We start from the raw sequence: 12,673 nt of genomic DNA, 5'->3' as shown, positions 1-12,673 counted from the left end.
ATAGCGTATATCACGAAATTAAACATAGGTATTAAAAAGTAGACCTAGAATGTCCTTATAAAAACAGAGGATATGTTTATAAAATCAGTATTTACGGGGTTTGTGAGCGAAAAATCTTGCATTTAAACGAGCATTCTCGTTAATTTTCCTTATTTATTGCTTGATAAGCACCTAAATCTGGTTCGGGTAATCTAGAGGTTCCTATTATATCAATAGGTGATGAATTAGCAGTGTTTATATCACCTTTGTTTAATACATCACTGTCAAGCCCAATTCTAAAATCATCATCAGTAGGTGAGAAATAGTCTAATTCACCTGCTGTTATAATATGGGTAAAGTATTCCGTATTATTAAAGTTGTACAAAGGATTGTTTATGTTCGAGCTGTTGTCTTCGTTTAATTTTATGTAGCAATTTTGAAAATGGAAGTTAAAATCATTCTGTTCGTTGGTGATCAATGATATTTCATTTTGACCGTTACCGTCAATAATAGAGTTTTTAAATTCAGCTTTCTGTAAGTTGAACCCAACGTCAAAATTATTTCTGGAATGGTTTCTAATATCTAAAGCCGAATTAAATCGAAAGCCTTTGTTCCAATAATTGGCTACAGTGGTATGTATAAAGCTGTAATTGCCACCGTTTTCAATCAAAAAGGAAGAGTTGCCTGCATTACCTAAAATCACATTTTCTCCATATATTTTCGCATTTTTAGCCCATAGGTTTATTGTGGAACTATTGAAGATTTTACTGTTGGTTAGTGTTAATGTAGTTTCTATATTGTTTTCTTGCCCTTGAACAAAAAGACCAAGTTGTGCATTTTTTAAGGTTAAATGGTCAATGAAATTATTTTGACTTCCTTGGCTTATCCAGATTGCGCCCCATTGTCCGGGGATATCATCAAAACCGGGTTCAAGTCGGTCGCCTTCAAAAATTACTTCGCCCTCTAATTCTTCATCGTTTTCGCTAAGTTGTCCGTTTATAGTAAGGGTAGCTCCCTCTTTTATCAAAATGCCCGAATTTTCATGAAAATGTAGTCGTGATCCAGCTTCAATAATTAGCTCTTGATCTTCCTCAACTATGGCATAGCCATAAACCACATAAGGTTTTTGATTATTAAGGGTTAAATATTCATCATTTAAAACAAATCCTTCTATTTCTACAGGTTCGGTTGATTCGTCAATAAAAACATCTAAAATTTCTGTACTACTTTCAAGTTCTTCATTGGGATATAAAAAAATAGCATCTTTGGCTAAAGTCACTAGTTGAACTGATTGCCGGTAAGGTTCGCTATCAAAATCAATAGCATCAATATAAAGCAATTCATTTACCGCTGAATCGGTGATGTCTATAGTTGTTTCTATTAGTATAAACAGGCTGTCTTTGGCATAGATGGGCACATTGTTGAATTCTTTGCCTGCAACACCGTCAACATTGAGTCTATAAAAGCTTTCTAGACCATTTCTTAAGTTTAAAGTGGGAATAACAACATCATCTTTAGTGTCATTAAAAACTTTTAATAAGTAGGTGCTGCTACCAATATTTGAAAACACGGTATCTAAATAAACGGTATCTCTTGAAAAAGATAAATGACCGTTACTTGGTGCATAATCAAAATCTTTTCTACAAGATGTAATCCAAAGTATGGAACATAAAATGGAGAATGTTATTAGAATTTTAGTGCGCACGCGGGTATAGTTTTACAACACCTAAGTTATAGGAAAATTTCCTTTATATTATCTGGAATTCTAATGGGTCTATAAGATTTACTTTCTAACAGGCACCATTCTGTACTTGATTTTACAAGTAACTTGTTCGTTGTTGCGTGTTTCATTTCAACAATTCGTATTGACTTTGCACCAGAGCTAGAATCTATATACGTAGAGATTTTAATAGGGTCATTAAGTACCGCAGCGCGTTTGTATTCAATATGATGACTTAAAACCACCCATATAACCTGATCTTGCATTAAGCTAGATGCGCTTGCTTGCCAATGTTCTTTTGAAATATCTTGAATCCACTGCACGTAGCGTACATTATTTACGTGGTTTAAGTCGTCTAAATCGTCAACAGAAACGGTAATTTCCTTATGAAATGAATTCATTCTTATTTTTTCTCTATTTGAACTTCGAACATTTTGTCCCAAAATTTTCCGGTAACAAAGAATGTTTTTCGTTCTGGATGATAGGCTATACCGTTAAGAACATAATTGGTTTTGTCCCAATTTTCTGTTTTAGTAATTTTATCGCTTAAGCCACTAAAATTGATAACCCCTTCAATAGCACCGGTTTTACTGTCTATGATCATAACGCTGGGTTTTTGGTAGACATTAGCATATATTTTGCCATCAACATATTCCAATTCATTAGCAGAATTAAAAATAGAGGAATTGGTTACCGTTTCTATATGACTTTCCTCTGTCATGGTATCAGGATTTATTAGCCAAATTTTTTCAGTTCCATCACTTTTATAAATTTTAGACCCATCATTGGTCAATCCCCAGCCTTCGCGACTTTTTCCATATTGAAAATTGTCTAATTTTTCAAATGTGTTTAGATTATAAATAAAGCCTAAACCACTTTGCCAGGTAAGCTGATAGATTTTATCATTAAGAATAGTAATGCCTTCTCCAAAATATGATTCGTCCAAATCTATTTGCTTATAAACTTCACCCGTCTTAAAGTTTAGTTTTCTTAAAAAAGACTGACCTTTTTTACCTGTTGATTCGTAAAGAGTATCATTGTAGAACTCTAAGCCTTGTGTATAGGCTTTAGTGTCATGTGGGTACTCGTTAATGATTTTGTAGGTGTAAATTTCAGGTGCTTTCTCTGATAATACTTTAAGGTTTTTGTTTATCTCTACGGTTTCACCATCAAAAGTAATTTTAGCGGTCAAAACTTTATGCCCTAAAGTGGGTAGACTGACTTTAATTTTTCCATTATTTACAGGTATTGTTGTGTTATCAATGCTGTATTCAACACTTTCTATTTGTTTTTCTTTCTTGTTTTTTATTGATATACCAATTTCTTGATTTTGATTTATTTTTTTTAAATTATTTTCTAAATCAATTTCAAATAAGGATGAGGCTTTCTGATTACCACTGCCGCAAGAAGTGAAAAAGCTGGTAATAAGAAGAATACAAATTATTTTGGCGATATTCATGAAGTAAACAGGTATTTTAGATTAAGTAGAAACTCATTAAATGTATGAGTGATTGTTAATAAAAGGCAATTTAATTCATAAAAATTAGAAACTAAAAGGATTGTCAAAGTTTTAAAAGATTGTATATTTGCACCCGGCAAGTCCTACACGACCAGCTCCTGTAGAATCCCCCAGGGTGGGAACGCAGCAAGGGTATACGGTCGTAGCGGTGCGATGTAGGTAGCTTGCCTTTTTTTGTGCCCTAAAGTGAAATAATTTTGTTTTAGGTAACATATTCAAAACCAATTCTATATAATCTTTAGCATCGCTTATTTTCTTTAAAATGAAAACAAAAGTAGTACTAATTACAGGTGGATCTTCAGGTATTGGCAAAGCAATAGGCTTACATTTAAAAAATTTAGGTTATAAAGTTTACGGTACAACCCGTGACAAAAGTAAATACCCATCTTTTAAAGATTTTCCTCTTCTGGAAATGAATGTTAGAAATGTAAATACAATTAAAGAATGTATTACTTCATTATTGAAAATGGAGAATAGAATTGATGTTTTGATCAATAATGCCGGCGTGGGAATTACCGGTCCTATGGAAGAAACACCTCATGAAGAAGTAATTAATGCATTTGCGACCAATTTTAATGGACCGTTAAGCGTAATGAATACTGTTTTGCCGGTGATGCGCGAGCAGAAAGAAGGTTTAATTATTAATATCACTTCAATTGCAGGATATATGGGGTTGCCTTATAGAGGGATTTATTCTGCTTCAAAAGGTGCGCTTGAAATAGTAACTGAAAGCTATAGAATGGAGACCAAGCAATTTGGTATTAAGCTCACCACATTAGCACCTGGTGATTTTGCAACTAATATAGCATCGGGTAGGTATCATACTCCGGTATTTGAAAATTCACCCTATAAAAGTGCTTATAAAAGTACTTTAGAAGCAATTGATGCTGATGTCGATAGTGGAGGAGACCCAGCTGTAGTTGGTAGAAAGATTGCGAAAATCATTGAAACCAAAAACCCAAAACCACATTATAAAGTGGGATCTTTTATACAGAAGTTTTCATTGACGCTTAAAAATATATTACCAGGGCGTTGGTTCGAAAAACTTCTAGAGAGCCATAGTGCTCATTAATTCTTATAAATATTAGAAAAGCCATCAACTATTACTGCATTGTCGGTAATAATAGCTTTGTTGATTGGGTATAAAACTAATTTTTCGGTAAGTTCTTTAAAGTCGTTGCTATGGTACTGTAAAGAAGGGTCTACGCCAAGAGTCGTTAGTATGTTCTTCCATTGGTCGTAATCAGTTTTTATATTAATACCGATGAGTTCATGATCTGGCTTTTTTTCCTTAAGAATGTCAATTCTCTTGAAAATATTCAAATATTGTTTTCTGTTGGTTCCCGACCAAAAATAGAATAATACCTTCTTGTCACTAGCTATTTCGGTTAAAGTCTTAGGCTCGTTTTCAAAGTTGAGTACAGAAAGATTAGGTATCATATTGGTAGGTTGAAGATTTACAATACCCTGATAGAGGTTTTCAATTTCTTCTAGATGCATGTTGTTTTTCGAAACCTTCTTAAATTCTTTAATGAAAATCTCCGTGTTTTCAGGGGCGTCATTCTTCTTTAACAAATAGTCGAAGGCAACGTTTCTGAATAGGTTGTCCCGTAATTCCTTTTCCACAACAAGACTGTCAATTAAATGTAGCTTATGCTTCTTGTAATGTAACTGTTTGCTGTTATTCTCATGAAGGTCGCCACAGTTATCCATACAGGTCATGTAAGATAGGTTCCCCAAATGAGCTTTCATGAAATCGTAGTATGGTCTAAGGTATGTTAACGTATGGTCATCATAATTTATACTGCTTCTGTATTTATAGAAGTCTTTGGGTAAATCATGAAAGTTTTCTTCTGCAGTTCTTCTCTTATGTCTAAAAGGATAAATTTCTTTGTATCTGTTATATGTGTAGTCAATACTGCCCGTTAAAAGTTTAATGGCTTGGTTGGATATTAAATTTTCAGTATTTAGTTCATTTAACTTATTGACTTTTTCTTGTTTAAGAGCGTTTATTTTTGCCAAAAATTCCTTTGGTTCCAATTTGTAATATTCAGAGTACATATCAGAATCTTCTATTTCCGTTGCTAAGAAAAGATCTAAAAGAAAGTTATTCGTTTCTTCATTGCTTCCAGAGAAAACCAAAGATTCATCAAAATAAATAGTGTTAAGTCTAACCATTAGACTATCACCTTTTTCTAAATATACATATTGATGTTCTGGAGCGATATTGAAATGATAAAGACCATTTTCAATAGAAGAAAGTTTAAACTTGAATCTGTTTTTGTCATCAAGTTTCGCGGAATCTATTTTTGAACCGCCTTTTAATAAGATTACTTGGTCACTTGTCGGGTTAACAATTTCACCAGCAAAAAGTACCGAATCTGAATCTTTTTTTGTGGATGAACAACCCACCAATAAAGCTACGCAAGTAGAGAGTAAAATTCTTATCATATAATATATGGGACTGGTATTATCCAAAAATAATAAACCTGATCACCGGATGTTGTTAATAGCTAGTTAAATGTTATGAACCGCTAACTTAAGAATCTTTTATAGAATTTGATGTAAAACTACACACTGTAAGCCTATAAATTCTGTATTTTTGCACGGATTTTTAAAATTTAGTTTCTATGTTATCTGTTTCTAACCTTTCTGTTCAATTTGGAAAAAGAGTATTATTCGATGAAGTAAACGTTGCTTTTACCCAAGGTAACTGTTATGGTATTATTGGTGCGAATGGTGCTGGAAAATCTACTTTTTTGAAAATTTTGGCAGGTCAGATCGACCCTACATCTGGGCATGTGCATTTAGAGCCTGGTAAAAGAATGTCCATCTTAGAGCAAAATCATAATTCTGCTGATGAATATACGGTTTTGGAAGCAGTGGTAATGGGCAATAAGCCTCTCTATGAGATTAAGAAGGAAATAGATGCCCTTTATGCGGATTATGATGATAAAAATGCAGATAGAATAGGGGAGTTACAAGTGCAGTTTGAGGAAATGAACGGTTGGAATGCCGATAGCGATGCGGCTGCCCTACTTTCTAACTTAGGTATTAGTGCAGATATGCATTATAGTTTAATGTCTGAGTTAGATTCTAAATTGAAAGTACGAGTACTTTTAGCTCAGGCTTTATTTGGAAATCCTGATGTGTTGATCATGGATGAGCCTACCAATGATTTGGATTATGAAACAATTAGTTGGTTAGAGAATTTCTTGGCAGATTATGAGAATACGGTTATTGTTGTTAGTCACGACCGTCACTTTTTAGATACCGTTTGTACGGATATTGGTGATATTGATTTCGGAAAATTAAATTTATACTCCGGTAATTACACGTTTTGGTACGAAAGTAGCCAGTTGGCAGCACGCCAGCGTGCACAACAAAACAAGAAGGCAGAAGAAAAAGCAAAAGAATTACAAGAGTTTATTTCTCGATTTAGTGCAAACGTTGCAAAAAGTAAGCAGGCAACGTCACGTAAAAAAATGCTTTCCAAGTTAAAAGTTGATGATATTAAACCATCTAGTCGTAGATATCCGGCAATAATTTTTGATAGGGAACGAGAAGCGGGTGACCAAATTTTGAATGTTGAAGGTTTGTCTGCTAGCACAGAAGAAGGTGAGGTATTGTTTAATAATGTCAATATCAATCTAGCTAAAGGAGATAAGGTTGCTATAATTTCAAGAGATTCTAGAGCTTCATCTGCATTCTATGAAATTATTAACGGTAACAAAAAGGCTGATTCGGGAACGTACCAATGGGGCGTAACGACTACCCAGTCTTATTTGCCTGCTGATAATTCAGATTTCTTTACCAATAATATTAACCTTGTTGATTGGCTACGCCAGTACGCTAAAACAGAAGAGGAGAGAGAAGAAGTTTACATTAGAGGTTTTCTAGGTAAAATGCTTTTTAGTGGCGAAGAAGCGCTTAAAAAGTGTACCGTTTTATCTGGTGGAGAAAAAGTACGTTGTATGTTGAGTAGAATGATGCTAATGCGTGCCAATGTTTTAATGTTAGATGAACCAACAAACCACTTGGATTTGGAAAGTATTACGGCATTTAACAACTCTCTAAAGAATTTTAAAGGAACAGTACTTTTTACGACTCATGATCACGAATTTGCTCAAACTGTGGCGAATAGGATCATAGAATTGACTCCTAAAGGCAACATTGATCGATATTCTACGTTTGATGAATATATGTCTGACAAGGCATTGAAAGACCAGCGTAACAAGATGTACGCTGAGTAAGCATAGAATAAAAGATTAACCCAAATCAATGTTTTATGAAAACCTACAATTTTGTGGCCTACTTCTTGCTGGCCTTTAGTTTCGTTGCCTGCGAAAAATCTACCGATGAGCAACCAGAAGAAATAGTAATCGAAACCGATATAGCTGTTGATTATACGGTCTTTTTAGAAGCTAATGATAATATCAATGCAGCTGTTGTTAGTATGGGTCAAGACAATTTAGTTGTTGGTGAAGAGGTCGCATCTTTTGGTCTTATACCGGCAAATGCCATAAAATTCAAGTCATCAAGTAGTTTAGGTTACTACTATACTGCCAATTGCGAGGCTAGTTTACAGTGGTATAATGCAGAAGAAAAATTATCAAAAAAAATTCAGGTTTTTACTGACGACAATGCTTGTGATATTAATGTGGTTGCTGTAGCATATGATGAAATTGATATGTTTATTGCCTATGAGAGAGATTTATTAGGCAAGGATAAGCACTTTGTGGTTAGAAGAGGGTCATTGAATAATCCAGAAAACTACGCTGAAATTACCTTGAATAATAAACCGGTTGATGTTGTTGCGTCATCTAATAAGCTTTTTGTTTTAACCTTAAATGAATTTGTATCCAATGAATATCATTTAACCATTATTGATTTAAATAGCAATGATGTATTGATTACGTTAGATTTAGGCTATGATGCATTAAGATTATTTAAAAATAATTCTGATCAAATAATTGTTAGTTATCCTGAGCTGCACACAACTATAGACCCGATAACTTTAGATAAGACCTATACAACCTATGGTGAAGATACTGCTCCAGGGTTTATTAATACGAACGACTTTTTTATGGATGGTAATGGAAAATTCTATTTTCAAAAAAACATGCAGGGGGCAAATATAACAGAAGTACCTGCCACCTATGATTTTGAAAAGAACAGTACTGTTGTTTATCTGTATGAAAATTTCCTTTCAGATGCTGAGCTTAACGTAAAATTTAATATTGCCAATACAACTGCAATAGCCTACGACGATAAAAACAATTATATACTTGTAGGATATGAAAAAAACGGAAGTGGCGACAATGGTGGAATTTTAAGAATTACGCCGTCACCAGATTTTGAATTTGTAGATAATATAGATTTGTCCGGTATACCACAAACCATTTTCATAGACTAAATAGAAATGCCTAGCTATTATAATATTTACTGTTCCAAATAGCCGGATTAAAGTTTTTGCTTAAAGCAAAACCATAAAAAATAACTATTGAGGCTATGCATTTAAACATAAAGAAATATAAAATCCAGAATTGAGCATTTGTACTTGATTTTGAAAATAGACCGTTAGGAATCAATAATGTTACCAGAAAACTTACCAATAATACAAGAATAGTTAGGTTGATGATATTTTTAAAAGGCCACATCAATAATCTTCTTAATGGGTGCAGATCATTGCCCCATTGATGTATTAAGTAGTGATACCCATTGCCTATAGGGGCAAATAATAAAGGGTCGTCTTTATCTTCTAATTTAAATAGTTTAGAAGGCGCTATTATTTTAAAACCTTGTATTTCAATATGATGTTCTTTTTCGAGCGTTTTTATTTTTGATAGTGCTTCAGTTGGTAGTGGACCTTTAAAGTATTTAGCATCAAGAAAGCGTAAACGGTAGTCTATGCAAATCTGTTTTATTTCATCAATGTGGTAAATTTTATCACTGTCCAATAAATCAATATTGAATTTATTATTTTGAACACCATTGCTAATAGTTACATTATTTTCTATTCGCTCTAATTCATTATCAAGATTAGATAATATGCTGTAAACTTCTTTCAGGTGTGTTTCTTCGGCTGAAATTCGTTTTTTTCTTACTGTCGACAGCTTCTGTTCAATATTTGTTTTTGGCAGTAACATGTTCTCTTTTTTAGCAATACACTCAAAGTTAAGCAATTAGTATTTTCATGTAAATTTTGTCTAACTTAATTAAAAGTTAATAAAATGTTAAAATAGCTACAATCGTTAATTTTGACTAGGTGTCGATTGCTTCAAATTGTATATTGACGAAGAAATCGTACCATTTGTCGATTTTAAGAACATTTGCCCCTTAAGAACCAACTATTATGAAAAAATGGACATCCCTCGTGTCCTTGTGCGCCTTATTTTTAGGGCTTCAAAGCTATGCACAAGACAATAGTATTGATCTAAAGTTTGATCAATTAATCTCAACTATAAAGACGGAAAAATCTATTTTAGAACGTACGGAATCCTTTGAAAACCATTCTTCTTTATTAAATGCGCTTAAGGCGGTCGATTTAGATAAAGTATTGGATTATAAAGGAGAATTCACAGTTTTTGCACCCTCTAACCTTGCATTTCAAAAGTTATCAGAATCAACAATAGATAAATTGTTCGATCCAGAAAACAAAAGAATTTTAAGGGCAATGCTTTCATATCATATCATTGCTGACAAATTATCTGCCTCAAGTATTCTAAAAGCGATGTGCAGAGGAAATGGGATAGCCACATTTACAACCATTCAAGGAGAAGCGATAACGGCAACAATGAAAGGTATTGATATAGTATTGACCGACAAGTTTGGTAATCATGCTACAATTACAACGGCCGATTCAAATCAGTCAAACGGCATCATTCATGAGATTGACACCGTTTTTGTTCCTGAAAAGATGCTTTAATTAACGAAGGCTTGCTCCTAAATTACGTTCGTAGCTACTTTGTAGTTTAGACATAATTTTTTCGATCTGCTTTTCGGTCAACGTACTTTTGTCATCTTGCAGTGTAAAGCTTACCGCATATGATTTTTTTCCGTCCGGTAAATTTTTCCCTTCGTAAACATCAAATAAAGTCATGTCCTTTAAGAACTTTCTTTCAGTTTTGAATGCAATTTCATGAAGTTCACGATAGGTAGCGTTTTGATCAAGTAAAAGGGCGAAATCTCTCTTAACTTCTGGATGTTTTGGTATTTCTTTAAAAGAAATAGGGGTATTGTCAATTTGTTTCAGCACTGTTCCCCAATCAAAATCGGCAAATAATATATCTTGTTTGATATCAAAATGCTTTAAAATTGATTTTTTGACCAATCCAAATGACACTAACTTATTTTTCTTGTACGTAAACGTTATACCTTCAGAAAATATAGTAGAAGAAGTAGGTTCACTTTTCAAATTATTTAAACCAAGTCTTAAAAACACCGTTTGAACAATTGATTTAAGTTCAAAAAAGTTAGTGGCAACAGGCTTATTTGTCCAACTATCTTGTGTGGTATTTCCAGTTAGTAAAATACTTAAGTATTTTGGTTCAATTCTTTTACCTTCCTTTTCGTAGTACGTTTTCCCAAATTCGAATAATTTAAGATTAGGTCGTCTACGATTTATATTATAGCTAGCGGTTTCCAATGCCGAAAACAAAGAAGTTCTTCGTAAAATAGATAGATCCCCACTTAACGGGTTAATGATTTCGACCGATTTTCTCCCGTCTTCCTCAACTTCAATTAATTGAGTGTAATCTGGGTTGGTTAAACTGTTGGTTAATATTTCATTATACCCCTTAGCAGCTAATGCATTGCCTATAGTTGTTTGTATATTGTGATCTGCCGCTGTTGTTGTACTGGCTATGGAAGCATTTAGCTTTTGACTGAATGCAACATTGTTGTAACCGTACACCCTCAAAATTTCTTCTATAACGTCTACTTGTCTTTGTACATCTACGCGGTAAGAAGGTACTTCCAATCCCATACCGGCTTCTGTAACATTCTTCACTTTAATGTCTAATGAGGCCAATATAGATTTAATGGTATCCTGCGGGATTTCTTGACCAATTAATTTATTGATTTTTTCGAAAGCAAGAAATACTTCAAAGTTGGGGTGCTTTTTAGGGTAAAGGTCATAAATGTCAGAAGTTATTTCCCCGCCTGCTATCTCTTTAATTAATAGTGCGGCACGTTTTAGGCTGTACTCAACATTTTCAATATCAATTCCGCGTTCAAATCTAAATGATGCGTCAGTATTCAGCCCATGTCTTTTAGCCGATTTTCTTATTGAAACAGGGTTGAAATAAGCACTTTCTAAGAAAATAGAAGTTGTTTCTTCCGTTACTCCAGAACCTAAACCACCGAAAACACCAGCCAAACATAGTGGTTTTTCGGTATCGCAAATCATTAAATCATCTTCGTGCAAAGTTCTTTCCACTCCATCAAGAGTTGTAAACTTTGTGCCTTTAGGTAAAGTTTGAACAACAATCTTATGTCCTTTTATCTTGGCGGCATCAAATGCATGTAGTGGTTGACCGAGTTCGTGCAATACATAGTTTGTGGCGTCTACTACATTGTTTTTTGGTGTTAAACCAATAGCTTTTAATCTATTCTGAAGCCAAGTAGGAGAAGGTTGTATAATAAGATTGCTAATTGATACCCCGCAATAACGAGGAGCTAGTTCGGTCTTAATTACATCAACATCGATTTTTAAAGATCGGTCATTAATATTGAAATGACTGGTTGATGGCGTTATAAGTTCTTTTGTAATTTCCTTTTGCTTTAAGCCTGCTTTAAGGTCTCTTGCCACGCCAAAATGACTCATGGCGTCTGCACGATTTGGGGTTAGGCCAATTTCGAAAACTTCGTCTTCCTCAATATCGAAGATATCTGCACAAGGGGTACCAGGATTAAGGTCTTTATCTAAAACCATAATGCCATCATGGCTATCACCAAGCCCCAGTTCATCTTCGGCGCATATCATTCCAAAGCTTTCTTCACCTCTGATCTTTCCTTTTTTAATTGTCCAAGCTTCACCTTCTGGGGTATATAATGTAGTACCTATGGTGGCAACCGGTACTTTTTGCCCAGCAGCTACATTTTTTGCCCCACACACAATTTGTACGGGTGCTTCAAGGCCTATATCGACCATAGTAACATTAAGCTTGTCGGCATTTGTATGCTTCTCACAGCTTAAAACGTGACCTACAACAATACCTTTTAATCCGCCTTTTACAGATTCAAATTTGTCAATTCCTTCTACTTCTAAACCTAAATCGGTTAAAAGTTCTCCGGTTTTTTGAGATTCCCAATCAATTTGTATGAACTGTTTAAGCCAGTTGTATGATATTTTCATTCAAAACATTTATAGGCCGCAAAGATAAAACAATGCCCTAATACATTCAATAAGCTATGAAGTCTTTATTTTAATTTTTAATTCTGCCTTTTTAATT

At 34.0% G+C, this 12,673-nt stretch carries 10 protein-coding genes and 1 other RNA gene; 5 read left to right on the top strand and 6 right to left on the bottom strand.

The genetic code is table 11. The features are described from left to right. Positions 1 to 139: 139 nt before the first annotated feature. From EXIGUO8A_RS17655 to EXIGUO8A_RS17645, 3 genes are read right to left on the bottom strand one after another with little or no spacing between them, the layout of a single operon-like run. Positions 140 to 1,684 (bottom strand): hypothetical protein, encoded by a 1,545-nt coding sequence (locus EXIGUO8A_RS17655; protein WP_159304192.1) that lies wholly within the window; start codon positions 1,682 to 1,684, stop codon positions 140 to 142. 26 nt (positions 1,685 to 1,710) lie between these two features. Then, on the bottom strand, positions 1,711 to 2,100 hold the full coding sequence (locus EXIGUO8A_RS17650; RefSeq protein WP_159304191.1) for an acyl-CoA thioesterase: 390 nt from the start codon (positions 2,098 to 2,100) through the stop codon (positions 1,711 to 1,713). A gap of 2 nt (positions 2,101 to 2,102) precedes the next feature. After that, a complete protein-coding gene (locus tag EXIGUO8A_RS17645; RefSeq protein ID WP_159304190.1) occupies positions 2,103 to 3,158 on the bottom strand; it encodes a glutaminyl-peptide cyclotransferase in 1,056 nt (351 codons plus the stop codon). Positions 3,159 to 3,292: 134 nt separating this feature from the next. Here EXIGUO8A_RS17645 and ffs point away from each other — a divergent pair. Further along, positions 3,293 to 3,391, top strand: an RNA gene (gene ffs / locus EXIGUO8A_RS17640) — signal recognition particle sRNA small type. An 89-nt stretch (positions 3,392 to 3,480) separates the two neighbouring features. Continuing rightward, positions 3,481 to 4,290, top strand: a complete 810-nt coding sequence (locus EXIGUO8A_RS17635; protein WP_159304189.1) for an SDR family oxidoreductase — start codon at positions 3,481 to 3,483, stop codon at positions 4,288 to 4,290. On the opposite strand, the gene EXIGUO8A_RS17630 is transcribed toward EXIGUO8A_RS17635, so the two are convergent. Continuing rightward, the gene (locus EXIGUO8A_RS17630; protein WP_159304188.1) at positions 4,287 to 5,669 is read right to left on the bottom strand and encodes a transaldolase; all 1,383 of its coding nucleotides are present in this window, start codon (positions 5,667 to 5,669) and stop codon (positions 4,287 to 4,289) included. The genes EXIGUO8A_RS17635 and EXIGUO8A_RS17630 overlap by 4 nt on opposite strands. Positions 5,670 to 5,848: 179 nt before the next feature. Between EXIGUO8A_RS17630 and EXIGUO8A_RS17625 the strand changes: the two genes are divergently transcribed. Together EXIGUO8A_RS17625 and EXIGUO8A_RS17620 are read left to right on the top strand one after the other, a co-directional pair. After that, positions 5,849 to 7,471, top strand: a complete 1,623-nt coding sequence (locus EXIGUO8A_RS17625; RefSeq protein ID WP_159304187.1) for an ABC-F family ATP-binding cassette domain-containing protein — start codon at positions 5,849 to 5,851, stop codon at positions 7,469 to 7,471. Between the two features lie 35 nt (positions 7,472 to 7,506). Next, positions 7,507 to 8,634: a hypothetical protein gene (locus EXIGUO8A_RS17620; RefSeq protein ID WP_159304186.1), complete on the top strand. Its 1,128-nt coding sequence runs from the start codon at positions 7,507 to 7,509 to the stop codon at positions 8,632 to 8,634. A gap of 10 nt (positions 8,635 to 8,644) precedes the next feature. Here EXIGUO8A_RS17620 and EXIGUO8A_RS17615 read toward each other — a convergent pair whose 3' ends face one another. Beyond that, a complete protein-coding gene (locus EXIGUO8A_RS17615) occupies positions 8,645 to 9,367 on the bottom strand; it encodes a hypothetical protein (protein WP_159304185.1) in 723 nt (240 codons plus the stop codon). A 206-nt stretch (positions 9,368 to 9,573) separates the two neighbouring features. Between EXIGUO8A_RS17615 and EXIGUO8A_RS17610 the strand changes: the two genes are divergently transcribed. Then, the gene (locus tag EXIGUO8A_RS17610) at positions 9,574 to 10,146 is read left to right on the top strand and encodes a fasciclin domain-containing protein (RefSeq protein ID WP_159304184.1); all 573 of its coding nucleotides are present in this window, start codon (positions 9,574 to 9,576) and stop codon (positions 10,144 to 10,146) included. On the opposite strand, the gene pheT is transcribed toward EXIGUO8A_RS17610, so the two are convergent. Continuing rightward, positions 10,147 to 12,576, bottom strand: a complete 2,430-nt coding sequence (gene pheT, locus EXIGUO8A_RS17605; RefSeq protein ID WP_159304183.1) for a phenylalanine--tRNA ligase subunit beta — start codon at positions 12,574 to 12,576, stop codon at positions 10,147 to 10,149. Positions 12,577 to 12,673: the final 97 nt, after the last annotated feature.

Source organism: Maribacter litoralis (assembly GCF_902506355.1).
GTDB classification, from domain to species: domain Bacteria; phylum Bacteroidota; class Bacteroidia; order Flavobacteriales; family Flavobacteriaceae; genus Maribacter; species Maribacter litoralis.
The sequence above is the reverse complement of the archived record's forward strand: the minus strand, read 5'-3'. Positions and strand labels throughout refer to the sequence as shown.

What these genes read in the sequence shown, in the direction of transcription:
- EXIGUO8A_RS17610 (WP_159304184.1), top strand. Translation starts at nt 9,574, where the DNA reads ATGAAAAAATGGACATCCCTCGTGTCCTTGTGCGCCTTATTTTTAGGG.
- EXIGUO8A_RS17650 (WP_159304191.1), bottom strand. Translation starts at nt 2,100, where the DNA reads ATGAATTCATTTCATAAGGAAATTACCGTTTCTGTTGACGATTTAGAC.
- EXIGUO8A_RS17630 (WP_159304188.1), bottom strand. Translation starts at nt 5,669, where the DNA reads ATGATAAGAATTTTACTCTCTACTTGCGTAGCTTTATTGGTGGGTTGT.
- EXIGUO8A_RS17645 (WP_159304190.1), bottom strand. Translation starts at nt 3,158, where the DNA reads ATGAATATCGCCAAAATAATTTGTATTCTTCTTATTACCAGCTTTTTC.
- pheT (WP_159304183.1), bottom strand. Translation starts at nt 12,576, where the DNA reads ATGAAAATATCATACAACTGGCTTAAACAGTTCATACAAATTGATTGG.
- EXIGUO8A_RS17615 (WP_159304185.1), bottom strand. Translation starts at nt 9,367, where the DNA reads ATGTTACTGCCAAAAACAAATATTGAACAGAAGCTGTCGACAGTAAGA.
- EXIGUO8A_RS17635 (WP_159304189.1), top strand. Translation starts at nt 3,481, where the DNA reads ATGAAAACAAAAGTAGTACTAATTACAGGTGGATCTTCAGGTATTGGC.
- EXIGUO8A_RS17620 (WP_159304186.1), top strand. Translation starts at nt 7,507, where the DNA reads ATGAAAACCTACAATTTTGTGGCCTACTTCTTGCTGGCCTTTAGTTTC.
- EXIGUO8A_RS17625 (WP_159304187.1), top strand. Translation starts at nt 5,849, where the DNA reads ATGTTATCTGTTTCTAACCTTTCTGTTCAATTTGGAAAAAGAGTATTA.